This window comes from Ralstonia chuxiongensis (genome assembly GCF_024158925.1).
GTDB classification, from domain to species: domain Bacteria; phylum Pseudomonadota; class Gammaproteobacteria; order Burkholderiales; family Burkholderiaceae; genus Ralstonia; species Ralstonia chuxiongensis.
Genome location: NZ_JAMYWC010000005.1, coordinates 331,736 through 354,961 on the forward strand (window position 1 = coordinate 331,736; position 23,226 = coordinate 354,961).

Consider the following 23,226-nt stretch of genomic DNA (forward strand, 5'->3'; position numbering starts at 1 on the left):
CTAGCGCAGTGCGGACGTCTGACACGTCAGGCGCGCAGGCGCGCGCCGAATGCATCGCCGGCCGCTCGAATCAATTGCTGTGTGGCGGCCTCGACAATGTCGTCCTGAAGGGTGCTGTCAGTATCTTGCAACGTAATTCTGAAGGCAAGGCTTTTCTCCTGCGCCCCAATGGCAGCCGTAGCGGCCTTCGGACGGAACTCATCGAACAGCACAACGCCCTGCAGATAACGTTGCCACGGGGTACCGACAGCCGCTTTCTCGAATGTGTCGACCAGATCCTGCACCGCCACATCCTGGCGCACGACCAGCGCGATATCGCGCGTCACGGCCGGCACACGCGGCACTTCACGATACTTCGGCAGGCCGACCGCGGTGATGGCGTCAAGCTCTACCTCCCACACCACCGGCGCTGTCGCCAGATCGTACTTCTGCAGCCAACGCGGATGCAGTTCACCGATCCAGCCGACGGCACGGCCATTCAGCACCACGCGCACGGAGCGCCCCGGATGCAGCGCGGGATGCTCAGCGCGCTCGAAACGCGCCTGCAACGGCCACAGCAGCGACTCGACATCACCCTTCACATCGAAGAAATCAACCGGACGTGTCTGCACGCCCCACTGCTCTTCCTTGGACGGACCATACGCAATGCCGCCCGCCATCATCGGTTGTGCGTAGCCTGCGATCGACAGACCACCGTCGGCGACACTCGCATCGCGGTGGAACACGCGCCCCACCTCGAACATGCGCACGCGCGAAGCCTTGCGGTTCACGTTGTAGCGCACCTTGTCGAGCAAGCCGCCGATAAGCGTGCTGCGCATCACCGAGTACTGGCTGGCAATTGGATTCAGCAGCGGAATCGGATTGGTGTTGCCGGCAAAGTCGGCTTCCCACTCGCTTTCGACAAAGGCGAAGTTGACGACCTCGTGGTAATCGCGCGCGGCCACGGCATGACGCACGTCGTGCATCGTGCGGCGCGCCTCGTCGGTCGGGCGCATCGCGCTCTCGGCCACTGGCGGCTTGGCAGGAATCTGCTCGAAACCGTAGATGCGGGCGACTTCTTCGATCAGGTCTTCCTCGATTTCGAGGTCGAAGCGATACGACGGCGGTTCGACGACAAACACATCGCCGTCCACGCTGAACGTGAGGCCGAGGCGCTTGAACACATCCGCCACAACGTCGTGCGACAGCGGAATACCGAGAACACGTGCAGCACGTGCGACACGCATGCGCACCGGCTCGCGCTTAGGCAGATTGACGATCTGATCGTCGATCGGGCCAGCCTGCCCACCGCAGATTTCGAGGATCAGGGCACTGATGCGTTCGATGTGTTCAACAGTAGTCGCGTAATCAACGCCGCGCTCGAAGCGATGACCTGCATCGGTCGAGAAGTTGTAACGTCGCGCGCGGCCCTGAATGGCAACCGGCCACCAGAATGCGGCCTCGACGTAGATGTTCTTCGTATCGAGCGTGACAGCCGTCTTGTCGCCGCCCATGATGCCGGCGAGGCTTTCGATGGCCTGCTCGTCCGAGATCACGCCGACCTTTTCGTCGACGGTGATGGTGTCGCCATTGAGCAGCTTCAGCGCTTCGCCGGCCTTGCCCCAGCGCACCGTCAGCCCGCCATGGATTTTGTCCAGATCAAACACGTGCGACGGACGACCCAGCTCCAGCATCACGTAGTTCGAAATATCGACCAGCGCCGACACGCTGCGCATGCCCGCACGCTCGATGCGCGAGACCATCCAGGCCGGCGTCTTCGCGTGCGCGTTCACACCGCGGATGATGCGGCCCGAAAAACGACCACACAGGTCCGGCGCCTCAACCTTGACGGGCAGCTTGTCAGCCAGCGTCACCGCCACGGGGGCCATCGACGGCATCGTGATCGGCGCGCCCGTCAGCGCGGACACTTCACGTGCCACGCCGTGGATCGACAGGCAATCCGCCTTGTTGGGCGTAAGTTTGATGATGAAGATCTGGTCGTCCAGATCGAGCACCTTGCGGATGTCTTCGCCCACCGGCGTGTCGTCCGGCAGGATCAGCAGGCCGCCGTGGTCTTCCGACAGTTTCAGCTCGCGCGCCGAACACAGCATGCCGTAGCTCTCCACGCCACGCAGCTTGCCGATCTTGATCTTGAACGGCTTGCCATCTTCGCCAGGTGGCAGCTCGGCGCCGACCATCGCGCACGGCACCTTGATGCCCGCCGATACGTTCGGCGCGCCGCAGACGATCTGCAGCAGCTCGCCCGTGCCCGCATCGACCTTGCACACGTTGAGGCGATCGGCGTCCGGGTGCTTGCTCACCTCGACCACATGGCCGACAACGATCTGCGAGAACGGCGGCGCAACGGGGTTGACCTCTTCCACTTCGAGGCCAGCCATCGTCAGACGGTGGGAGAGTTCATCCGTGGTGATCGACGGATTGACGAAACTGCGAAGCCAGGATTCCGGAAATTGCATGGCGCGACAGGAAAGAAAATTCGATTAACGGGGCGATGAAGTACCAGTGCGAGCGCTCAGCGCTTACGCGAACTGGCGCAGGAAACGCACATCGCCCTCGAAGAACAGGCGCAGATCGTTGATGCCATAGCGCAGCATCGTCAGGCGCTCCAGGCCGGAGCCGAACGCAAAGCCAATGTAGCGCTCAGGGTCCAGGCCCATATTGCGCACCACGGTCGGGTGCACCTGGCCGGAACCGGAAATCTCCAGCCATTTGCCGTTGCCGAACGCCATGTCGATTTCGGCCGACGGCTCGGTGAACGGGAAATACGACGGGCGGAAACGCACCTGGATGTCGTCCCGCTCAAAGAAGTTGCGCAGGAAGTCGGTATAGACGCCCTTCAGGTCGGCAAAGCTGATGTTGTCAGCAATCCAGAGGCCTTCGACCTGATGGAACATCGGGGAGTGCGTGGCGTCGCTATCCACGCGGTAAGTGCGGCCCGGGGCGATGACCTTGATGGGCGGAATGCGATCGAGATGTTTGTATTTCTCGACATGCATGCGCGCGTAGCGCACCTGCATCGGGCTCGTATGCGTGCGCAGCAGCAGAAGCTTGTCTTCGCTGTCGCGACCATCGATGTAGAACGTGTCCTGCATCGAACGCGCCGGATGGTTGTCCGGGTTGTTCAGCGCCGTGAAGTTCATCCAGTCGGATTCGATTTCGGGGCCGTCGGCCACGTCAAAACCGATCGAACCGAAGATCTTGGCGACGCGCTCCCAGGTGTTCATCACCGGGTGCAGGCTGCCCTCGGCCACGTCGCGGCCGGGCAGCGTTACGTCGATCGCCTCGGCGGCCAGACGGGCGTTCATCAGCGCATCGGCCAGCGCCTGGCGGCGGGCGGTCAGCGCCTCTTCAACGCGGCTCTTGGCCTGGTTGATGCGCGCGCCTTCGGACTTGCGTGTCTCCGGATCGAGCTTGCCCAAGCCTTTGAGCAAGTCGGTCAGCACGCCGGACTTACCGAGAAAGCGTGCCTTCTCGTTTTCCAGCGAGGCGTTGTCCTCCACGGAGGCAAACGCGTTTTGGGCATCGAGGACGACTTGATCCAGATCCAGTGACATGGGAAGGCGAGCGAAAAAATTCGGGTGATTCGGGTCCGCGAAATGCGCGGAATAAAAAACGGGGCTCGGTGAGAGCCCCGTCAGGGTGATCAGCCGGCAAAGTTACTGGGCTATTCCAGCAGCCCGCCCGGCCAATCCAATTCAGGCGACGTTGGCTTTCACCTGGTTCACGATGGCGGCAAAAGCCACCTTATCGTGAATGGCCATATCCGACAGCACCTTGCGGTCCAGCTCGATGGACGCCTTCTTCAGGCCGTTCATGAACTTGCTGTAGGTCAGACCATGCTCGCGTGCGCCAGCGTTGATACGTGCAATCCAGAGAGCGCGGAACACGCGCTTCTTGTTGCGACGATCACGGTAGGCGTACTGGCCAGCACGCATGACCGCCTGCTTGGCGATGCGATAGACGTTATTGCGGCGGCCGCGGTAACCCTTGGCTGCGCTGATAACCTTCTTATGACGGGCCCGCGCTGTGACCCCACGTTTTACTCGAGGCATGAAATGCTCCTTTCGTAGTTAGTTAGGGTTAGGCGTACGGCATCATTGCGCGAACGGACTTCAGGTTCGTCTCATGGACGCCCTCGGTACCGCGCAGGTGACGCTTGTTCTTGGTGGTCTTCTTGGTCAGGATGTGACGCTTGAAGGCTTGGCCACGTTTGATCGTGCCACCAGGACGGGCAGTAAAGCGCTTCGACGCGCTTTTCTTCGTCTTCATCTTCGGCATGGAACAACTCCGCTTTTGACATGAAGCCAGGTGGACGGCTGGCGCCGACACTTGCAAGACCCGGGCTCACTTGTTGTATCGCCGCAGGCTTTGACACCTGCCGCGTTTTCCGACGTTTCCGTCTGGAACCTGCTCAGCGCAGCCGGAAACGTCCGGCCGCCACTGCATTACTTTTTCTTCTTGGGTGCCAACATCATCACTGCCTGGCGCCCCTCCATCTTCGGCATCTGCTCAACCTGGCCAAATTCCTCCAGGTCAGTCTTGATACGCTCCAGCACGCGCATGCCGATTTCCTGGTGAGCCATTTCGCGGCCGCGGAAGCGCAAGGTAACCTTTACCCTGTCACCATCCTCCAGGAAGCGCGTCGCGTTGCGCAGCTTGACGCCATAGTCGTTGTCGTCGGTGCCAGGGCGGAACTTGACTTCCTTCACCTGGATGACCTTCTGCTTCAACTTGGCGTCGTGGGCCTTCTTCTGTTCCTGATACTTGAACTTGCCATAGTCCATCAGGCGGCAGACGGGCGGCTGCGCAGTCGGCGCGATCTCGACCAGGTCGACGTCTTTCTCTTCTGCCAGACGCAGTGCGTCGAACAGCTTGACGATGCCGAGCGCTTCCCCCTCAACCCCGGTCAGCCGGACTTCCGGTGCGCTGATCTCGCGGTTGATGCGGTGAGATTTCTCAGTAGCGATGTTGATGTCCTCGAAGAATCAAAAAAACAGGCCGTGCCCAGCTCATGACTTGTTGGCGAGATCGTTCTGCAGTCGCTCAACGAACGCCGACAGCGGCATAGAGCCTAGATCGACGTTGCCACGGGCACGCACGGCCACCTGATTTTCATCCCGTTCTTTGTCGCCAACCACAACCTGGTATGGGACCTTCTGCACGGAATGCTCGCGGATTTTATACCCAATCTTCTCATTCCGCAAATCAACGATCGCCCTAAATCCTTGTTTTTGCAGGGATTGCACAACGGATCGGGCGTATTCAGCGTGCGAATCGGTGATGCTGAGCACCGCAACCTGCACTGGCGAAAGCCACGCCGGCAGCGCTCCGGCGTATTGCTCGATCAAGATACCGATAAAGCGCTCCAGGCTGCCGACAATGGCCCGGTGCAGCATGACGGGGCGATGGCGCGCACCATCCTCGCCAACAAACTCGGCGTCGAGGCGCTCCGGCAGATTGGGGTCGACCTGTATCGTGCCGCATTGCCATTGGCGACCAAGTGCATCTTTGAGCACATATTCGATTTTCGGGCCGTAGAACGCGCCCTCGCCCGGCAGGTACTCGAATTCGCAACCCGACGCACGCAAGCCTTCGGCCAACGCCGCTTCAGCACGGTCCCAGCTTTCTTCCGTACCGATGCGCTTGTCCGGTCGCGTCGATAGCTTGTACAGAATCTCGGTAAAGCCGAAGTCCTTGTAGACCTTTTGCAGCAGCGTCGTGAACGCCGTCACCTCGGCCTGGATCATGTCTTCCGTACAGAAGATATGACCATCGTCCTGCGTGAAGCCGCGCACGCGCATGATGCCGTGCAAGCCGCCCGAAGGCTCATTGCGGTGGCAGGCACCGAACTCACCGAAGCGAAGCGGGAGGTCGCGGTAGCTCTTGATACCCTGCTTGTAGATGAGGATGTGGCCCGGGCAGTTCATCGGCTTGAGCGCGTATTCGCGCTTCTCCGATTCCGTGATGAACATGTTCTCGCGGTACTTGTCCCAGTGACCGGTCTTCTCCCACAGCGTCTTGTCGAGAATCTGCGGCCCCTTTACTTCCTGGTAGCCGTTCTCGCGGTACACGCGGCGCATGTACTGCTCGATCTCCTGCCAGAGCGTCCAGCCCTTCGGATGCCAGAACACCGTGCCAGGCGAGTATTCATCGATATGGAAGAGGTCCAGCTCACGGCCGAGCTTGCGGTGGTCGCGCTTTTCAGCTTCTTCCAGCATGCGCAGGTAGGCTTCCTGGTCTTCCTTCTTGGCCCAGGCCGTGCCATAGATGCGCTGGAGCATCTCGTTGTTGTGGTCGCCGCGCCAGTAGGCGCCAGCCACCTTCATCAGCTTGAAGACCTTGAGCTTGCCGGTGGACGGCACGTGCGGGCCGCGGCAGAGGTCAACGAAATTGCCTTCGCGATACAGGCCGATTTCCTGATCCTCCGGAATGGAGGCGATGATCTCGGCCTTGTACTTTTCGCCCATGCCTTGGAACAGCTTGACGGCTTCGTCGCGGTTCAGCACTTCACGCGTGACCTTCTCGTCCTTCTTGGCGAGTTCCGTCATCTTCTTTTCGATGGCGACGAGGTCTTCAGGCGTGAAGGGGCGCTTGTAGGAGAAGTCGTAGTAGAAGCCGTTCTCGATGACCGGACCGATGGTGACCTGCGCGTCCGGATACAGCTCCTTGACTGCGTAAGCCAGCAAGTGTGCCGTGGAGTGACGGATCACGTCGACGCCGTCGGCGTCTTTGTCGGTGATGATGGCGAGCTTGGCATCACGGTCGATCGTGTAGCTCGTGTCGACCATCTGACCATCCACGCGGCCAGCCAGCGCGGCCTTGGCGAGGCCTGCACCGATGCTTTGCGCCACTTCAGCCACGGTCACGGGGCCGGGAAACTCACGCCGGGAACCATCCGGCAACGTGATTGCGATCATGCTTGCTCCTGTGGAGTCACCGTCGCGCATTTCAGAGATGCGCAGCGGTCGTTATTCTGTCGTGCGCCACGCCAAGTCAGCGCAGCAAGTTGTCGAATCGAATGCTTCGAAGCGCTTTCAGCTTGATCGCCACGCGTGACGCGAAACTGCGGACGAAAAAAAACGCGGCCAAGGCCGCGTTTTCATTTGCGCCATCCACCGCTTGGGCAGACCGCAAAGGGCGAAAAACGCACCTTGACTACTGTCGCTCCGAAGCGGTTGTAGTTCGCGGTGCCTGAATCATATTTCGCCTTGTGTTCAGTTGTACGGGACAAGCCCGGGAATTGCGAGGATGACGGCTTGGACACCCTACCCGACGCGTCCTGCTAAATGCGTTGGTAGGCTCGATTGGACTCGAACCAACGACCCCCACCATGTCAAGGTGGTGCTCTAACCAGCTGAGCTACGAGCCTGCCGAAGAACGAAACTATACCGTCACTTCCTTCGGGCTGTCAACACCCCCTGCACTTCTTCGATCAAAGTCAGCGCGCGCTGCAGCTGTGTCGCCTCTGACACCTCCGCGGTGAACTGCATTTTTGCGACGCCCTTGCTCGACAGCGTGCGCACACCGGTCACGTTGATCTTCTCGCGCGAAAGAATTTCCGAGATGTCGCGCAACAAGCCCTGCCGGTCAAGAGCCTCGACCTGGATGTCGATCGGATAGACCGAATCGCTGCGTTGGCCCCATTCCGTCTGGATCACACGACCCGGTGCGCGGGCAGCCAGTTGCTGAAACGTCGCGCAACTCTGACGGTGGATCGAGACACCGCGGCCACGCGTGACGAAGCCGACGATAGGATCGGGCGGCGCCGGCTTGCAGCAGCGCGACATCTGCGTAAGGAGTGAGTCGACGCCCACCACCAATACGCCGCTCTTGGCGCCACGAGCCACGCTGGTGGCGCGGCTCTTCTTGGTAATGGCCGCTTCGTCGTCGACGGGCGCGGGCGGCGGTGCCCCATCAGAGCGCAAAACTGCCTCGATGCGACGCAGGCTCAACTCGTCCTTGGCGACCACGGCATAGAGATCGTCCGGCGTCTTGTAGCCGAGCTTGGCGGCCAGCTCCTCCAAGTTGACGGCGGTCTTGCCCTCGCGCTGCAGCGTCTTGTCGATGAGCGCCCGGCCCTGCGCAAGCGTCTCTTCCAACTCCATCGCGTTGAACCACGCGCGCACTTTCGTCCGGGCACGCGGACTGACGAGATAGTGCAACTCGGTATTCAGCCAATCGCGCGACGGCCCGCCCTGCTTGACGGTGACGATCTCGACGGTCTGGCCGTTCTTGAGCGGCGTATTCAGCGGCACCATCGTGCCATCGACGCGTGCGCCGCGGCAGCGGTGGCCGAGATCACTGTGCAGGTAGTAGGCAAAGTCGACCGGTGTCGCGCCTTGCGGCAACGCGATCACGCGCGCCTGCGGCGTCAGCACGTAGATGTGGTCATCCAGCTCAGTGTGCTTGAGTTGCTCCCACGGGGAATCCTCGTGCGCGACGGTGTGCTCGGCGTCATCTTTCCAGGCGAGGAGTTGGCGCAGCCAGGCGATTTTCTCGTCGTAGCGCTCGCTGGCGGAGAACTGGCCGGCGTAGCCCTTGTTGCCCGCTTCCTTGTAGCGCCAGTGCGCGGCCACGCCGTACTCGGCAAAGTGGTGCATCTCGCGCGTGCGGATCTGCACCTCCAGAGCGCGGCCGTCGTCGCCGATCACCACCGTGTGCAGCGACATGTAGCCGTTAGCCTTCGGGCGCGAGATGTAGTCGTCGAACTCCTTCGGGATCGGTTGCCACATGTGGTGGACGAAACCGAGCACCGTGTAGCAATCCTTGATGTCGTCGACGATGACGCGGAAGGCCCGCACGTCGTACAGATCGGCAAAGTCGAGTTCCTTGCCGCGCATCTTTTTCCAGATGCTGTAGATGTGCTTGGGCCGGCCGCTTACCTCCGCCTGAATGCCAGCGTCGTGCAACGTCTTTTGCAGTTGCGCGATGGCTTGGCCGATGAACTTCTCGCGCTCGATGCGCTTTTCATCCAGCAGGCGGGCGATGCGCTTGTAGGTATCGGGATCATCGAAGCGGAAGCCGAGATCTTCAAGCTCCCACTTGAGCTGCCAGATGCCCAGGCGGTTAGCGAGCGGCGCGTAGATATCCAGCGTTTCACGCGCCATGCCTTCCGGCGCCGGGCGTTTCGTCTGCGCGAGCCAGCGCAGCGACTGCAACCGCGACGCCAGCCGGATCAACACCACGCGAATGTCTTGCGCGAACGCGAGCAACATCTTGCGCAGCGCCTCGACTTGCGCGCGGCGCGCTTCGGCCTCGTTCTTGCGCGTGATGCTGGCATCGGTCGGGCTGACGAGGCCGGCAATCGCGCCAATGCGCAAGAGTTGCCGCACGTCGTGCACGAGCTTGACAACCTCGGCACCGAATGCAGGCTCGAGCGCCTTTTCGTTGTCCATTGCCAGCGTGGGCAACAGGAACAGCGCAGCCGCCTGCAACGACGGCGTATCGACGCGCAGCCCTTCAAGGATGGCGATCGTGCCGCGCGCGTGCGACTCCAGCGGCTCGCCGGTCAGCGTGACGCTGCCTGCGGCATTCGCCGCGAGATATTCGATCGCTCGTGCGACCTGCTCTGCCGCCGATCCGGACCCCTCGGCCGGCCGCTCGGTCTTGTTCTCCATGATGCGTCCTGCTTGCGTCTCGCCTGTTGGGCGACGGGCTCAGTGCTTCTGCGCGGCCGTCACGACAATTTCGATGCGGTACTTCGGATTGGCCAGCGCGGCCTCAACGGTGGCGCGCGGCGGCGAGTTCTTGGAATCGGCGGCAACCCACTGGTCCCACACCTTGTTCATCTCGCCAATCTCGCCAATGTCTTTCAGGAAGATCTGGCACATCAGGATGCGCGTCTTGTCGCTGTTGTTGGCGGCCAGCACGCGATCGATGATGGCGAGCACTTCTGCCGTCTGCTCGGCAATGCCGGCGTCGAGCGTGGTTTCAGGCACCTGCCCTGCCACGTAGACGACACCGTTGTAGACGGCTGCGTCGGAATAGCGATGTTCGACGTTGTAACGCTTCAGTTCAGTGCTCATCTTGCAAATCGAATGGGGTCGGACAACCGGTCATTGACCGAGAAAGAACTTGCGGGCGATCGCCACCTGATCCGGCTGGATGAAGGTCGGCGCATGGCCCACATCGGGAATTTCCACCGTGTTCACATGCTGGCCGCGCTGCATCATGGCTTCGACGGTCTCGCGCGTCAGCAAATCGGAATACGCGCCGCGCACCACCAGCACCTCGCCGGGAATCGCCTCGAACAGTTTCCACAGCGTGGCTTCGCCGGCGGCGATCATTTCTGGCGTGGTGTTCTTGAACGGCTCAGCCAGGCGCGGATCGTAATGCAGGATCCACTCGCCGCCCTGGGGTTTCAGGATCGCGGCATTCAGTTCACGCCATTGCTCCGGCGTGTGGGGGCCGAATGAAGCGCTGATCGTCTTGAGGTAAGCCAGCCCTTCATCGAAGGTCTTGAAGCGGACATTCAGACCGAGGTAAGCACCGATGCGCGTCAACGACGACTCAGTCACGCGCGGGCCCACATCGTTGAGCAGCAGCTTGCGAATCGGCGATTTCGGCAGGCCTGCCAAACCGATGCCGATCAGGCCGCCCATCGAGGTACCGAACCAGTCGACAGACTCCGCATTTGCGCGAGCGAGCAGCGTGACCATGTCCGACGCGTATTGCGGTAACACATAGCCCTTCGGATCGGCCAGCCAATCGGAGCGTCCGCGGCCGACCACATCGGGACAGATGACGCGATAGTCATTGCACAGCGCCTGCGCCAGTACGTCGAAATCGCGCCCCGTGCGCGAGAGGCCATGCACGCAAACCAGCACACGCGGATTCTGTGCATCGCCCCACTCGTGATACGCCATCCGGTGCAAGCCGGACGGGCTCAGGCACTGCACGAAGGCAAGGCGCGGCGAAACTGGCATGAACAACTCCTGCACGTGAATGACGGAGACAGCGAAGCCCGATTGTACGCGGGCCCGCAAGCATGCGGCGGCGCAGCAGACATGCACCGTGCGTCAAAAACAAAAAAGCCCCGCCGGAGCGAGGCTTTTTCTGAGGCAGATCGGCTTACTGCGCGACCCAGCCACCATCCATGTTCCACGCCACGCCGCGCACCTGCTCCGCCGCATCGCTGCACAGGAAGACCGCCAGCGCGCCGAGCTGATCGGGCGTAACGAACTCGCCCGAAGGCTGCTTTTCCATCAGCAGATCCTTCTTGGCTTCGAGCGCGGACAGACCATCTTTCTCGGCGCGCGCATCGATCTGCTTCTGCACGAGCGGCGTCAGCACCCAGCCCGGGCAGATCGCGTTGGACGTGATGCCCGTCTGCGCCGTCTCCAGCGCCACCGATTTGGTGAAGCCGACGATACCGTGCTTGGCCGCCACGTACGCCGATTTCTGCGCCGATGCCACCAAGCCATGCGCCGAAGCGATGTTGATGATGCGGCCCCAGTTCTTGCGCTTCATGCCCGGCACGGCAAGCCGCGTCGTGTGGAAAGCCGAAGTGAGGTTGATGGCGATGATGGCGTCCCAGCGTTCGGTCGGGAAATCTTCGACGTTGGCCACGTATTGGATGCCGGCGTTGTTGACGAGGATGTCCACGCCGCCGAACTCCGCGTCGGCATAGTTGAACATTGCCTCGATCTCGGCCGGCTTGCTCATGTCGGCGCCGTGGTATCCGATACGGATGGCATTCTTGCCTGCCGCCGCGATCTGCGCCTTGGGCGCTTCCACATCGCCAAAGCCGTTCATGATGATGTTGGCGCCCTGCGCGGCCAGCGAGCAGGCGATACCCAGACCGATCCCACTGGTCGAGCCCGTGACGAGGGCGGTTTTTCCTTGCAGCATGCGTGTCTCCGGAGGTCAGCGATTACAGCAGGTTGACGCCAGTCTTGGCCTGGATCTCTTCGCGCGAAACGCCCGGCGCGGTTTCAACCAACTTCAGGCCCTGCTCGGTCACGTCGATCACGCCGAGGTCCGTGATGATGCGATCGACCACGCCCACGCCGGTCAGCGGCAGTGTGCACTTGGGCAGCAGCTTCAGGTCTTCGGTGCCGTCCTTCTTCTTGGCGGTGTGTTCCATCAGCACGATCACGCGCTTGACGCCGGCCACGAGGTCCATTGCGCCGCCCATGCCCTTGACCATCTTGCCGGGGATCATCCAGTTAGCCAGATCGCCCGTCTCGCTCACCTGCATCGCGCCGAGAATCGACAGGTTGATCTTGCCGCCGCGAATCATCGCAAAGCTCTGATCGCTGCCGAAGATGGCGCTACCGGGAAGCGTGGTCACCGTCTGCTTGCCCGCGTTGATCAGGTCGGCGTCCACTTCGTCTTCCGTGGGGAACGGGCCGATGCCGAGCATGCCGTTTTCGCTCTGCAGCCAGACTTCCTTGTCGCCGGTGTGGTTGGCAACCAGCGTCGGGATGCCGATGCCGAGGTTGACGTAGAAGCCGTCTTGCAACTCCTGGGCAGCGCGCGCCGCCATTTGGTCTTGTGTCCAGGCCATGTCGGTCTCCTTAGTTGGCTGCTCGGATGGTGCGCTTTTCGATGCGCTTCTCGGGCGTGGCATTGAGCACGATGCGGTGCACGTAGATGCCCGGCAGATGAATGTCGTCCGGAGCCAAATCGCCCACTTCGACGATCTCTTCGACTTCGACGATGCAGATCTTGCCGGCGGTGGCCGCAGCCGGATTGAAGTTGCGTGCGGTCAGGTTGAAACGCAGGTTGCCGGACTTGTCAGCCACCTGCGCCTTCACCAGCGCCACGTCGGGCACCAGCGAACGCTCCATGACGTACGTCTCGCCGTCAAACTCGCGCAGCTCCTTGCCCTCGGCTACCAGCGTGCCGACGCCGGTCTTGGTGAAGAATGCCGGGATGCCGGCGCCGCCCGCGCGCAGTTTTTCGGCCAGCGTGCCTTGCGGCGTGAATTCCAGCTCGAGTTCACCAGCCAGGTACTGGCGCTCGAACTCCTTGTTCTCGCCCACATAGGACGAAATCATTTTCTTGATCTGGCGGGTTTCCAGCAGCAGGCCCAGGCCAAAGCCGTCAACGCCCGCGTTGTTGGAGATGCATGTCAGGCCCTTGACGCCCGAATCGCGCAGCGCGGCAATCAGCGCTTCGGGAATGCCGCACAGGCCGAAACCGCCCACGGCGATGGTCTGGCCGTCCTTGACGACGCCCGCGAGCGCCTCGCTGGCGCTGGCGAAGATTTTGTTCATGCGTGCTCCTTCCTTGGTGGTCCAACGAATCCGGCAGGGTTTTGACCGATCACACAGTTGGGGTTTGTGCGATGCAGCGCCGGAAAATAGTAACGATACAATCTGGCGAGAATACGCAAGCGTCGCGCGACGCAGCAATACGTACGAATACATATGCCCGCCCTCGACTACCAAACTGCGTTCCAGCTTGCCCCCGTTGGCATGGTGATGTCCCGCGAGCGGGTGATGCTCGATGTCAACGACGAAGCCGCACGCATCTTCGGCCACGCGCGCACGACGATGATCGGGCAGTCCTTCGAGCTGCTTTATCCAACGCACGACGAATACGAGCGCACCGGCGCGCGCATCATCCCCGTCATGAATGCGCGCGGCAGCTATTCCGACGAACGCATCATGAAGCGCGCCAATGGCGAACTGTTCTGGTGCCACGTCACGGGCCGTGCGCTGGACCGCGCCAAACCGCTGGGCGAAGGCATCTGGACGTTCGAAGACCTGTCTGCGCATCGCCCCGTTACCGCAGCGCTCACGCCGCGCGAACGCGACATCGCTGCGCAACTGGTCGAGGGCAAGACCAGCAAGCAAATCGGCAAGCAGTTGGAGATCAGCCCGCGCACGGTGGAAATCTACCGCGCGCGGTTGATGAAGAAGTACGCCGCCAACACCTCGCTCGAACTTGTGCAGCGGCTGATGGGGCACTAAGCCCCCAGAGCCTTACACCATGCCGTCGTCGGCGTTGATGACGGCACCGTTGATGAAGTCTGACTGATCCGACGCCAGCAGCAGGATCAGCCCATCCAGGTCTTCCGGCTTGCCGACGCGCTTGCGCGGCAGCATCTGCACCAGCTTCTGACCGGGTTCGGTTTCCCAGTGATGATGATTGATTTCGGTATCGATATAGCCCGGGCAGATCGCGTTGGTATTGATGCCGTAACGCCCCCACTCCAGCGCCATGGCCTTGGTCATGTGCACCACGGCCGCCTTGCTCATGCAATACACGCCAATCTGCGACAGCACTTTCAGCCCCGCCACCGATGCGATGTTGACGATGCGCGACTGCGGCAGTGGCGAGCCGTTCTTCTCGGCGCCCTTGGCCCGCGCAATCATGCGCTTGGCCGTTTCCTGTGCAACAAAGAAGGCGCCGCGCGTGTTGGTGTCGAATACGAAATCGAAGTCGTCGGGCGTCACGTCGACCATGCGCTGCGTGGTCGAAACCCCGGAGTTGTTGACCAGGATGTCGATCGTGCCGGCTTCGGTTTCAGCATGGGCGATGGCCGATCGGATGCTGTCGGGGTCAGTCACGTCCAGCCGGATGACGTGGGCGCTGCCGCCCTTGGATTCGATGTCGGCGCGCAGTTCTTTCAGACGCTCGACACGGCGCGACGCCAGCACGACCTTTGCGCCAGCGGCCGCCAGCGTGTGGGCGAAACGCGCGCCCAGGCCGCTGGACGCGCCCGTGATCAGCGCGACCTTGCCTTCCAGATTGATCGATAAACCCATGATGCGTGTTCCCCGTGTGTTGGTTTGGCATGCGCCGGGCTGCTCCGAAGCAACACCGGCATGTGATTTGGGCGCAGCTTAGCAAAAAATCGAACGATCGTTCAGAAATTTCCCTTGCCGCATCCGGGCGTGTCCCGGACAATGCGGAAAATTCTAATGCAGCAATCCGTCATACCAATAAGCAAACGCCCTACAAGCGAAGAGACACTTATGAACCAGCAGCAGCTCCTCGAACAATACGGCCCGCGAGAATCCATGGAGTATGACGTCGTTGTCGTTGGCGGCGGCCCCGCCGGCCTGGCGACAGCGATTCGCATCAAGCAACTGGCTGCCGAGACGGGCAAGGATGTGTCCGTCGTCGTGCTGGAAAAGGGTTCCGAGCCGGGTGCACACATTCTGTCGGGTGCGGTGATGGACCCGCGCGCCATCAACGAACTCCTCCCGAACTGGAAGGCCGACGGCGCCCCACTCAACCAGGCGGTCACTGGCGACGACGTGCTCTTCCTGAGCGAGACCGACGCCAAGCGTACGCCCGACTGGCTCGTGCCGCGCAACTTCCACAATGACGGCTGCTACGTCGTCTCGCTGTCGAACGTGGTCAAGTGGATGGCCACGCAGGCCGAAGCGCTGGGCGTGGAAATCTTCCCCGGTTTCGCTGCCGCAGAAGTGCTTTACGACGACAAGGGTGCAGTGCGCGGCGTGGCCACCGGCAACATGGGCATCGGCAAAGACGGTGAACCAACAGAGAACTTCCAGCTCGGCATGGAGTTGCTCGGCAAATACACCATCTTCGCGGAAGGCGCGCGTGGCCACCTCGGCCGCCAGTTGCTGGAGAAGTTCAAGCTCAACGCCGGCAAAGACCCGCAGACTTTCGCCATCGGCATCAAGGAACTCTGGGAGATCGACCCGGCCAAGGCCAAACCCGGCCTCGTCGTGCACACTGCCGGCTGGCCGATGGAAGATGACACCTTTGGCGGCGGCTTCCTGTATCACCTGGAAGATAACAAGGTCACGCTCGGCTTCGTGATCGGGCTGGACTACAAGAACCCGTGGATGAGCCCGTTTGAAGAAATGCAGCGCTGGAAGGCCCACCCGGCCATCCGCGCGCACATCGAGGGCGGCAAGCGCATCGGCTACGGCGCACGCGCCATCAACAACGGCACGCCGCAAGCGCTGCCGAAAACGGTGTTCCCAGGTGGCGCGCTGGTGGGTTGCGACGCCGGCTACCTGAACGCGGCACGCATCAAGGGCAGCCACGCGGCCATCAAGAGCGGCATGATGTGCGGTGAAGCCGTGTTCGAAGCAGTGACGGCCGGCCGTTCCGCTGATGAGCTGTCTGCTTATCCTGCCGCCTTCGAACAGAGCTGGCTGAAGGAAGAACTCGACCAGTCGCGCAACTTCAAGCTGTGGTTCAAGAAGAGCCCGACGCTGGGCAAGATCATGACCGGCATCGAACAGTGGCTGCTGCCCAAGATTGGCGTCAGCAACCCGCCGTGGACGCTGCACGGCACGAAGTCGGACAACCAGTCGCTCAAGCCGGCATCGGAATGCCCGAAGATCGAGTATCCGAAGCCGGACGGCAAGATCACGTTCGATCGCCTGTCGTCGGTGTTCATCTCGAACACGAACCACGAAGAGAACCAGCCGGCCCACTTGACGCTGAAGGATCCGACCGTTCCGACGCGCATCAACCTGACGCAGTTTGCCGGCCCTGAGCAGCGCTACTGCCCGGCTGGCGTGTATGAGTTCGTCAAGAACGATGAGGGCACCGAGCGCCTGCAGATCAACGCGCAAAACTGCGTGCACTGCAAGACGTGCGACATCAAGGACCCGACGCAGAACATCGTGTGGGTCACCCCGGAAGGCGGCGGCGGGCCGAACTACGTCGGCATGTAAGTACCGGGCGAGCGCCCAACAAAAAAGACGGCTTGAAGCCGTCTTTTTTGTTGCCTGAGCGAATCGATTCAGGAAGCTTTTGCCGCGATGGCCGGCGTCTGCACCGACACATCGCCGCATTGCGCGCGATGGCGCAGCGCGTGATCGATCAGCACCAGCGCGAGCAGCGCCTCGGCGATTGGCGTAGCACGAATGCCAACGCACGGGTCATGGCGGCCGAACGTCTCGACCACCGCCGGATCACCTGCCTTGTCGATCGAACGGCGCGGCGTGCGGATGCTCGATGTCGGCTTGATCGCCAGCGACACGGAGATGTCCTGCCCTGTCGAAATTCCACCGAGGATGCCGCCGGCGTTGTTGCCGACGAAGCCCTCCGGCGTCAGCTCATCACCATGCTCGGAGCCGCGCTGGCTGACCGCGTGGAAACCGGCGCCGATCTCAACGCCCTTCACCGCGTTCAGGCCCATCATCGCGTGTGCAATATCGGCATCCAGGCGATCGAACAACGGTTCACCCCAGCCGACCGGCACACCCGTGGCCACCACCTCAATGCGCGCGCCGACGGAATCGCCGTCCTTGCGCAGTGCATCCATGTAGGTTTCCAGCTCGGGAACGATCTCGGCATTGGGCGCAAAGAACGGGTTGTTCGGCACCTCGTTCCAGTCCATGAACGGGATGTGAATATCGCCCAGCTGCGACATGAAGCCGTGGATTTCGACCCCGAACTTCTCATGCAGCCACTTCTTGGCGACGGCCCCTGCGGCCACCGTTGGCGCCGTCAATCGTGCGGAAGAACGGCCGCCACCGCGCGGGTCCCGGACGCCGTATTTGTGCCAGTACGTGTAATCGGCGTGGCCGGGACGAAAGGTCTCGGCGATGTTGCTGTAGTCCTTGCTGCGCTGATCGGTATTGCGGATCAGCAGGCAAATCGGAGTGCCCGTGGTCTTGCCTTCGTACACGCCGGAGAGAATCTCAACGAGATCTTCTTCCTTGCGCTGCGTCACATGGCGCGAGGTGCCTGGCTTGCGCCGATCCAGATCGGGCTGGATGTCTTCTGCCGACAGCGTCATGCCCGGCGGGCAGCCGTCGATGACAGCGCCAATGGCCGGGCCATGCGACTCGCCGAAGGTGGTGACGGAAAACAGCAGGCCCAGGGTATTGCCAGACATGATCGTGCTCAGGAAGGCGCCGCGACTACCGCGGCGCGAAACATCGGGAAAACGGTATTGTAAGGCCGATCTGCCGGCCGTCAGATCAGCTGCCGATACCCAGCAACTCGACCTCGAAGTTCAGCGTGGAATTGGGCGGAATCGTGCCCGGCACGCCGCGCTCGCCGTAAGCGGTGGCTGCCGGGCACGTCAGCTTGGCCTTGCCGCCCACCTGGATCTTCTGCACGCCTTCTGTCCAGCATGGAATCACGCGATTCAGTGGGAACGAGATCGGCTGGCCGCGCTTGTAGGAGCTGTCGAACTCGGTACCGTTGGTGAGCGTGCCGCGATAGTGCACCTTGACCGTGTCGCTGGCCTTGGGCGACGGGCCGGTGCCCTTGGTCAGCGTCTGGACGGTCACACCGGAGGGCAGCGTCTCGGATGCCGGCGATGCGGCTTGCGCGGTAACGGCAGCCAGGGCAAGCAACGAAGCGCACAGCAGCGGGGAAACGTGTTTCATGGCAGGTAACGGGAGAGTTGGAGGTCAGAGAAAGCATCACGGCCGATTGCGGGCCAACCGGCAGTGTATCGAAGTCCGGAGGCGGGCCAGACGCTAGAGCCGCTCCCCGCGCAGCGCCAGCACGGCGGCCTGCATCGCTTCGGGCGAGACGGCATGCGCCGGCACCGGCGTGCCGATGCACAGCTCCAGCTTGTTGAGGAAACCGCGACGGAACGGGCGCGACATCGCCGCCCCGCCCTTGCGGGAGAAAAAGCTGCCCCAGAGCCCGCGCAGCGCCATCGGCACCACCGGCACAGGTGTGCGCTCGATGATGCGGCGCATGCCTTCCTTGAACGGGTTCATCTCGCCCGTGGCGGTGATCTTGCCTTCAGGGAAGATGCAGACGACCTCGCCTTCCGCCAGTGCGGCCGCAATGGTGTCGTAGGCGCGCTTGAGCATCTCCGGGTCTTCGTGCAGCGGCGCGATCGGAATCGCCTTGACCGTGCGGAAGAACCACGACAGCACGGGCACCTTGAAGATGCGGTGGTCCATCACAAAGCGAACGGGCCGGCGCACGAATGCGCCAACCACCACGGCATCGACGAAGCTCACGTGGTTGCAGACCAACAGACATGGGCCTTCATCGGGAATCTGCTCGGAACCGTCCACCTTCACGCGATAGACGGTATGGATTAGCAGCCACATCACAAAGCGGATCAGGAATTCCGGCACCAGCGTGTAGATGTAAATCGCCACCACGGCGTTGAGGATGCCGGTAACGAGGAACAACTGCGGGATCGTGAATCCGGCACGCGTGAGCACCATCGCCAGCACAGCTGAGGCGATCATGAACAGCGCGTTGAGGATGTTGTTGGCGGCAATGATGCGCGCCCGGTGCGTCGGTTCGCAGCGGCTCTGGATCAACGCGTACAACGGCACGCTGTAGAAGCCGCCAAACATTGCCAGCAGGAACAGGTCGGCCAGCACGCGCCAATGGCGGTGGTTCTGCAGGAAGCCGGAAATGCCCGTCAGCACGTCGTGCGCAACCAATGCCTCGGCGTGGGACGCAAAGTACAGATCTACTGCAAACACCGTCATGCCGATCGAGCCAAACGGCACCAGGCCGATTTCCACCCTGCGACCGGAGAGTTTTTCGCACAGCACCGAGCCCAACCCGATGCCGACCGAAAACACGGCCAGCAGCAGCGTCACAACGTTCTGATCGCCGCCAAGCACGTTGCGCGCGAAGGCGAAAAACGACGTCAGGAACGTCGCGCCCACGAACCACAGCCACGAAATGCCCATCAGGCTCAGGAACACCGCGCGCTGGTTGCTCGCGAGCTTCAGGTTGCGCCAAGTCTCGGAGATGGGGTTCCAGTTGATACGCAAGTCCGGCTGCGACGCCGGCGACACCGGCACACCACGCGCCGTCAACCAACCGGCCACGGCAATGACAATACAGGCGACGCCCGTGAACATCGGGCCGATCAGCTCGCCGTTGCGCGAGTAGTTGGCCAGCTCGCCGCCGCCGATGGTGCCGATCAGGATGGCGACGAAGGTGCCCATTTCCACCAGCCCGTTGCCGCCCACCAGTTCCGTCGATTGCAGATGCTGGGGCAGATATGCGTACTTGACGGGCCCGAACAGCGTCGAGTGCACGCCCATCAAAAACGTGCACAGATACAGCAGTTCAACGTGGCGCAGCGCAAAACCCGCGCAACCGATCGCCATGATGGCAATTTCCAACGTCTTCACCAGCCGGATCAGCCGCGCCTTGTCCATGCGATCGGCAATCTGTCCGCTCGTGGCCGACAGCAGCACAAACGGCGCAATGAAGATTGCGGAAATCAGGAATGCCGCCGAAGCCGGGTCCGCATTGCCGAACAGCGCAGCGTGATACGTGACCAGCGAGGAAAACGCTACCTTGAAAACGTTGTCGTTCATCGCACCCAGGAACTGGGTCCAGAAAAACGGTGCAAAGCGACGCTGCTTCAGCAGGGAAAACTGGCTCGATTGGCTCATCGGCTGGAGGCTATTGGTTCAACAAAAAACCCGCTCGCAACGGCGGGCGGGTTTCAGGAATGCGGTAAAGAGATCGCGCAGATCAGTCTTCGTTGGCCTTTTCTTCGGGCCAGTCGCGAATGTACGCCTTGAGCATCTTGTTTTCGAAACTTTGGTCTTCCAGCACGGCCTTGGCCACGTCGTAGAAGGAAATCACACCCATCAACGTGCGGCTGTCGAGCACCGGCAGGTAGCGCACATGGTGCTCCAGCATGATGCGACGGACTTCGTTGACCTCGGTTTCGGGCGTGCAGGTGACGGGATGATCGTCCATCACCTTGCGGATGGTCGTGCCCTCGCCCACGGAACCGTGGTTCTTGGCAACAACCTTGATGATTTCTCGGAAGGTCAGCATGCCGACCAGCTCGCCGTACTCCATGACCACGAGCGAGCCGATGTCTTTTTCCGCCATCGTCTGCACGGCCACCTGGAGCTTGGTTTCAGGTGCCACGGTGTAGAGCGTGTTGCCCTTCACGTGGAGGATGTCGCTGACTTTCATGTTGCGTCTCCCAGAGTTCGGGGTGCCGGTCTGCCGGGGGAGCGACCGCGCGCGGGTTGTGGTTATGGTTGTGATTCGATCCTAGCCCAAACCGGAGCGCTTCGACAAGCATGCAGCGCAGAAAAAACCTGTCAAAAACCGCGCCCGCTCGGCGTTTGCCCGGAATGCGCTGCAACAGGGAGCAGTGCTAGCATGCCGCGTCCAAACCCGACTTCGGTGCTTGAATCCATGTCCAAAGCCCGCTTCGACACGCTGGCCCTGCATGCCGGCGCCGCGCCCGACCCGGCCACCGGCGCGCGCGCTACGCCCATTCACCTGAGCACGTCCTTTGTGTTCCGCGACAGCGAACATGCGGCGTCATTGTTCAATATGGAACGCGCGGGGCACGTTTATTCGCGCATCTCCAACCCGACCGTTGCCGTATTCGAGGAGCGCATGGCCGCGCTGGAAAACGGCGTAGGCGCCATCGCCACGGCTTCCGGCCAGGCGGCGCTGCATCTGGCCATCGTCACGCTGATGGGTGCCGGCTCGCATATCGTCGCGTCTTCGGCGCTGTATGGCGGCTCGCACAATCTGCTGCATTACACGCTGCGCCGCTTTGGCATCGAGACGACCTTCGTCAAGCCCGGCGACATCGACGGCTGGCGCGCGGCCATCCGCCCGAACACGCGGCTGCTGTTTGGCGAGACGCTCGGCAACCCGGGGCTGGATGTGCTGGACATCCCAACCATTGCGTCGATTGCGCATGATGCGGGCGTGCCGCTGCTGGTCGATTCAACCTTCACCACGCCGTGGCTGCTGCAGCCGTTCGCGCATGGTGCAGACCTCGTCTACCACTCGGCAACCAAGTTCCTGGGCGGGCACGGCACGACCATCGGCGGCGTGCTGGTCGACGGCGGCACGTTCGACTACGTAGCTGCAGGTAAGCATCCGGAGCTGACCGAGCCGTACGCGGGCTTCCACGACATGGTGTTTGCCGAGGAAAGCACCGTCGCGCCCTTCCTGCTGCGCGCGCGCCGCGAGGGCCTGCGCGACTTCGGTGCCTGCATGAACCCGATGGCCGCTTGGCAACTTCTGCAAGGCATCGAGACACTGCCGCTGCGCATGGCGCGGCATGTAGACAACGCCCGCCGGGTCGTCGCCTTCCTGGCGAGCCATCCGATGGTGGCGTCGGTCGCCTACCCCGAGCTGGAATCGCACCCCGATCACGCGCTGGCCAAGCGCCTGCTGCCGCGCGGCAGCGGTGCGGTGTTCAGCTTCGATCTGCGCGGCGACCGGCGTGCCGGCCAGCAGTTCATCGAGTCGCTCGGCCTGTTCTCGCACCTCGCCAACGTGGGCGATGCACGCTCGCTGGTCATCCATCCCGCATCGACGACGCACTTCCGCATGGATGCCGACGCGTTGGCCGCAGCCGGTATCAGCGAAGGCACGATCCGTCTTTCAATTGGCCTGGAAGACGCTGACGACCTGATCGACGATCTCAAGCGCGGCCTGAAAACCGCCGAGCGCGCGATGTCCGCCGCGCCGGGCAAAGCCGCCACCAACGCACCGGGAGCCCGCTAATGGAATGGACCGTACAAGGCGAGCGCGCCTACGCCTACACCGGCGGCAAGCCGTTCAACGCCGAATTGCCGTGCGTCGTGTTCGTGCATGGCGCCCAGAACGACCATTCGGTCTGGGGGCTGCAGACGCGCTGGTTTGCGCACCACGGCTTCAGCGTATTGGCGGTGGATCTGCCCGGACACGGCCGCAGTGCCGGCGCCCCGTTGCAGACGGTGGAAGCCATGGCCGATTGGGTGATGGCGCTGGTGCAGGCGGCTGGCGTCACGCAACCGGTCATCGTTGTGGGCCACAGCATGGGCTCGTTGATTGCACTGGAGTGCGCGTCACGGTACGCAAATCGCGTGCGCCGCATCGCCCTCGTGGCGACGGCTTGGCCGATGAAGGTGTCGGATGCACTGCTCGACGCGGCGCTCAACAACACGGCCGGTGCCATTGACATGGTGAATACGTGGTCGCATTCCAGCCTCGCAAACAAACCCTCGTCGCCCGGGCCGGGCTTCTGGATGCATGGCGGCAGCCAGCGGCTGATGGAACGGATAGCGCGCGGTACCGAGGCGCCCGTCTTCCACACAGACTTTGCTGCCTGCAACGCTTATGCACGCGGCGCCGAAGCCATGGCGGCCGTGAAGTGCCCGTCACTCGTCATCGTGGGAGAGAAAGACCAGATGACCCCAGCGAAAGCTGGACGTCAGGTTGCAGCAGGATTGGCCGGCAGCCGCGTTGTCGGGCTGCCAGGCGGGCACGCGATCATGGGAGAATGCCCCGACGGCACACTCGACGCGCTGATCGCCTTTGCGCGTGAACGAGACCCGGTCGTCGCATAAGTCGCAGTCGCCTCCCGGA

At 62.2% G+C, this 23,226-nt stretch carries 21 protein-coding genes and 1 tRNA gene; 4 read left to right on the plus strand and 18 right to left on the minus strand.

What is annotated here, in order from left to right:
- Window positions 1-26: 26 nt before the first annotated feature.
- The 13 genes from pheT to NKG59_RS18790 form a co-directional block, all read right to left on the minus strand.
- The gene (gene pheT / locus NKG59_RS18730) at window positions 27-2,456 is read right to left on the minus strand and encodes a phenylalanine--tRNA ligase subunit beta (protein ID WP_253539884.1); all 2,430 of its coding nucleotides are present in this window, start codon (window positions 2,454-2,456) and stop codon (window positions 27-29) included.
- A gap of 63 nt (window positions 2,457-2,519) precedes the next feature.
- Complete coding sequence (gene pheS, locus NKG59_RS18735; RefSeq protein ID WP_253540128.1) at window positions 2,520-3,548, minus strand: phenylalanine--tRNA ligase subunit alpha; 1,029 nt, start codon at window positions 3,546-3,548, stop codon at window positions 2,520-2,522.
- Window positions 3,549-3,695: 147 nt separating this feature from the next.
- Window positions 3,696-4,052 carry a 50S ribosomal protein L20 gene (rplT, locus tag NKG59_RS18740; RefSeq protein ID WP_012762124.1) on the minus strand — a complete coding sequence of 119 codons (357 nt, stop codon included), beginning with the start codon at window positions 4,050-4,052 and terminating at the stop codon, window positions 3,696-3,698.
- 28 nt (window positions 4,053-4,080) lie between these two features.
- Window positions 4,081-4,278 carry a 50S ribosomal protein L35 gene (gene rpmI / locus NKG59_RS18745; protein WP_004636003.1) on the minus strand — a complete coding sequence of 66 codons (198 nt, stop codon included), beginning with the start codon at window positions 4,276-4,278 and terminating at the stop codon, window positions 4,081-4,083.
- 167 nt (window positions 4,279-4,445) lie between these two features.
- On the minus strand, window positions 4,446-4,967 hold the full coding sequence (gene infC, locus NKG59_RS18750) for a translation initiation factor IF-3 (RefSeq protein ID WP_394372680.1): 522 nt from the start codon (window positions 4,965-4,967) through the stop codon (window positions 4,446-4,448).
- A gap of 42 nt (window positions 4,968-5,009) precedes the next feature.
- Window positions 5,010-6,917 carry a threonine--tRNA ligase gene (gene thrS / locus NKG59_RS18755; RefSeq protein WP_253539886.1) on the minus strand — a complete coding sequence of 636 codons (1,908 nt, stop codon included), beginning with the start codon at window positions 6,915-6,917 and terminating at the stop codon, window positions 5,010-5,012.
- Window positions 6,918-7,292: 375 nt separating this feature from the next.
- Window positions 7,293-7,369: transfer RNA gene (locus tag NKG59_RS18760), tRNA-Val, on the minus strand.
- A 22-nt stretch (window positions 7,370-7,391) separates the two neighbouring features.
- Window positions 7,392-9,617, minus strand: coding sequence for a RelA/SpoT family protein (locus tag NKG59_RS18765; RefSeq protein WP_253539888.1), 2,226 nt, complete (start codon window positions 9,615-9,617; stop codon window positions 7,392-7,394).
- Window positions 9,618-9,656: 39 nt separating this feature from the next.
- Window positions 9,657-10,025, minus strand: a complete 369-nt coding sequence (locus NKG59_RS18770; protein ID WP_253539891.1) for a RidA family protein — start codon at window positions 10,023-10,025, stop codon at window positions 9,657-9,659.
- Between the two features lie 30 nt (window positions 10,026-10,055).
- Window positions 10,056-10,925, minus strand: coding sequence for an alpha/beta fold hydrolase (locus NKG59_RS18775; RefSeq protein ID WP_253539893.1), 870 nt, complete (start codon window positions 10,923-10,925; stop codon window positions 10,056-10,058).
- 145 nt (window positions 10,926-11,070) lie between these two features.
- On the minus strand, window positions 11,071-11,850 hold the full coding sequence (locus NKG59_RS18780; RefSeq protein ID WP_045203197.1) for a 3-hydroxybutyrate dehydrogenase: 780 nt from the start codon (window positions 11,848-11,850) through the stop codon (window positions 11,071-11,073).
- Between the two features lie 22 nt (window positions 11,851-11,872).
- Window positions 11,873-12,508 carry a 3-oxoacid CoA-transferase subunit B gene (locus NKG59_RS18785; protein ID WP_024975498.1) on the minus strand — a complete coding sequence of 212 codons (636 nt, stop codon included), beginning with the start codon at window positions 12,506-12,508 and terminating at the stop codon, window positions 11,873-11,875.
- A 10-nt stretch (window positions 12,509-12,518) separates the two neighbouring features.
- On the minus strand, window positions 12,519-13,220 hold the full coding sequence (locus NKG59_RS18790) for a CoA transferase subunit A (protein ID WP_045203198.1): 702 nt from the start codon (window positions 13,218-13,220) through the stop codon (window positions 12,519-12,521).
- Window positions 13,221-13,373: 153 nt separating this feature from the next.
- On the opposite strand from NKG59_RS18790, the gene NKG59_RS18795 reads away from it, so the two are divergent.
- Window positions 13,374-13,919, plus strand: a complete 546-nt coding sequence (locus NKG59_RS18795; RefSeq protein ID WP_004636022.1) for a LuxR C-terminal-related transcriptional regulator — start codon at window positions 13,374-13,376, stop codon at window positions 13,917-13,919.
- Between the two features lie 12 nt (window positions 13,920-13,931).
- Here the strand turns inward: NKG59_RS18795 and NKG59_RS18800 are convergent, their stop codons facing one another.
- Window positions 13,932-14,717 (minus strand): SDR family oxidoreductase, encoded by a 786-nt coding sequence (locus NKG59_RS18800; RefSeq protein WP_045203199.1) that lies wholly within the window; start codon window positions 14,715-14,717, stop codon window positions 13,932-13,934.
- Between the two features lie 210 nt (window positions 14,718-14,927).
- Between NKG59_RS18800 and NKG59_RS18805 the strand changes: the two genes are divergently transcribed.
- Window positions 14,928-16,613, plus strand: a complete 1,686-nt coding sequence (locus NKG59_RS18805) for an electron transfer flavoprotein-ubiquinone oxidoreductase (RefSeq protein ID WP_253539895.1) — start codon at window positions 14,928-14,930, stop codon at window positions 16,611-16,613.
- 68 nt (window positions 16,614-16,681) lie between these two features.
- Here the strand turns inward: NKG59_RS18805 and aroC are convergent, their stop codons facing one another.
- The 4 genes from aroC to NKG59_RS18825 all read right to left on the minus strand — a co-directional run bounded on the left by aroC (window position 16,682) and on the right by NKG59_RS18825 (window position 20,820).
- Window positions 16,682-17,782 (minus strand): chorismate synthase, encoded by a 1,101-nt coding sequence (aroC, locus tag NKG59_RS18810; RefSeq protein WP_253539897.1) that lies wholly within the window; start codon window positions 17,780-17,782, stop codon window positions 16,682-16,684.
- An 85-nt stretch (window positions 17,783-17,867) separates the two neighbouring features.
- On the minus strand, window positions 17,868-18,281 hold the full coding sequence (locus NKG59_RS18815) for an FKBP-type peptidyl-prolyl cis-trans isomerase (RefSeq protein WP_253539899.1): 414 nt from the start codon (window positions 18,279-18,281) through the stop codon (window positions 17,868-17,870).
- A 93-nt stretch (window positions 18,282-18,374) separates the two neighbouring features.
- Window positions 18,375-20,282 (minus strand): MFS transporter, encoded by a 1,908-nt coding sequence (locus NKG59_RS18820; RefSeq protein WP_253539901.1) that lies wholly within the window; start codon window positions 20,280-20,282, stop codon window positions 18,375-18,377.
- Between the two features lie 82 nt (window positions 20,283-20,364).
- A complete protein-coding gene (locus NKG59_RS18825) occupies window positions 20,365-20,820 on the minus strand; it encodes a CBS domain-containing protein (RefSeq protein ID WP_004634176.1) in 456 nt (151 codons plus the stop codon).
- 228 nt (window positions 20,821-21,048) lie between these two features.
- Between NKG59_RS18825 and NKG59_RS18830 the strand changes: the two genes are divergently transcribed.
- On the plus strand, window positions 21,049-22,383 hold the full coding sequence (locus NKG59_RS18830) for an O-acetylhomoserine aminocarboxypropyltransferase (RefSeq protein ID WP_253539903.1): 1,335 nt from the start codon (window positions 21,049-21,051) through the stop codon (window positions 22,381-22,383).
- Window positions 22,383-23,207, plus strand: coding sequence for an alpha/beta fold hydrolase (locus tag NKG59_RS18835; protein WP_253539905.1), 825 nt, complete (start codon window positions 22,383-22,385; stop codon window positions 23,205-23,207). The genes NKG59_RS18830 and NKG59_RS18835 overlap by 1 nt, the downstream gene beginning before the upstream one ends.
- Window positions 23,208-23,226 lie beyond the last annotated feature (19 nt).

Excerpts from the sequence above, each read along its gene's own strand:
- pheT (WP_253539884.1), bottom strand. The coding sequence starts at position 2,456 with ATGCAATTTCCGGAATCCTGGCTTCGCAGTTTCGTCAATCCGTCGATC.
- rplT (WP_012762124.1), bottom strand. The coding sequence starts at position 4,052 with ATGCCTCGAGTAAAACGTGGGGTCACAGCGCGGGCCCGTCATAAGAAG.
- rpmI (WP_004636003.1), bottom strand. The coding sequence starts at position 4,278 with ATGCCGAAGATGAAGACGAAGAAAAGCGCGTCGAAGCGCTTTACTGCC.
- thrS (WP_253539886.1), bottom strand. The coding sequence starts at position 6,917 with ATGATCGCAATCACGTTGCCGGATGGTTCCCGGCGTGAGTTTCCCGGC.
- NKG59_RS18765 (WP_253539888.1), bottom strand. The coding sequence starts at position 9,617 with ATGGAGAACAAGACCGAGCGGCCGGCCGAGGGGTCCGGATCGGCGGCA.
- NKG59_RS18770 (WP_253539891.1), bottom strand. The coding sequence starts at position 10,025 with ATGAGCACTGAACTGAAGCGTTACAACGTCGAACATCGCTATTCCGAC.
- NKG59_RS18775 (WP_253539893.1), bottom strand. The coding sequence starts at position 10,925 with ATGCCAGTTTCGCCGCGCCTTGCCTTCGTGCAGTGCCTGAGCCCGTCC.
- NKG59_RS18780 (WP_045203197.1), bottom strand. The coding sequence starts at position 11,850 with ATGCTGCAAGGAAAAACCGCCCTCGTCACGGGCTCGACCAGTGGGATC.
- NKG59_RS18785 (WP_024975498.1), bottom strand. The coding sequence starts at position 12,508 with ATGGCCTGGACACAAGACCAAATGGCGGCGCGCGCTGCCCAGGAGTTG.
- NKG59_RS18790 (WP_045203198.1), bottom strand. The coding sequence starts at position 13,220 with ATGAACAAAATCTTCGCCAGCGCCAGCGAGGCGCTCGCGGGCGTCGTC.
- NKG59_RS18795 (WP_004636022.1), top strand. The coding sequence starts at position 13,374 with ATGCCCGCCCTCGACTACCAAACTGCGTTCCAGCTTGCCCCCGTTGGC.
- NKG59_RS18800 (WP_045203199.1), bottom strand. The coding sequence starts at position 14,717 with ATGGGTTTATCGATCAATCTGGAAGGCAAGGTCGCGCTGATCACGGGC.
- NKG59_RS18805 (WP_253539895.1), top strand. The coding sequence starts at position 14,928 with ATGAACCAGCAGCAGCTCCTCGAACAATACGGCCCGCGAGAATCCATG.
- aroC (WP_253539897.1), bottom strand. The coding sequence starts at position 17,782 with ATGTCTGGCAATACCCTGGGCCTGCTGTTTTCCGTCACCACCTTCGGC.
- NKG59_RS18815 (WP_253539899.1), bottom strand. The coding sequence starts at position 18,281 with ATGAAACACGTTTCCCCGCTGCTGTGCGCTTCGTTGCTTGCCCTGGCT.
- NKG59_RS18820 (WP_253539901.1), bottom strand. The coding sequence starts at position 20,282 with ATGAGCCAATCGAGCCAGTTTTCCCTGCTGAAGCAGCGTCGCTTTGCA.
- NKG59_RS18825 (WP_004634176.1), bottom strand. The coding sequence starts at position 20,820 with ATGAAAGTCAGCGACATCCTCCACGTGAAGGGCAACACGCTCTACACC.
- NKG59_RS18830 (WP_253539903.1), top strand. The coding sequence starts at position 21,049 with ATGTCCAAAGCCCGCTTCGACACGCTGGCCCTGCATGCCGGCGCCGCG.
- NKG59_RS18835 (WP_253539905.1), top strand. The coding sequence starts at position 22,383 with ATGGAATGGACCGTACAAGGCGAGCGCGCCTACGCCTACACCGGCGGC.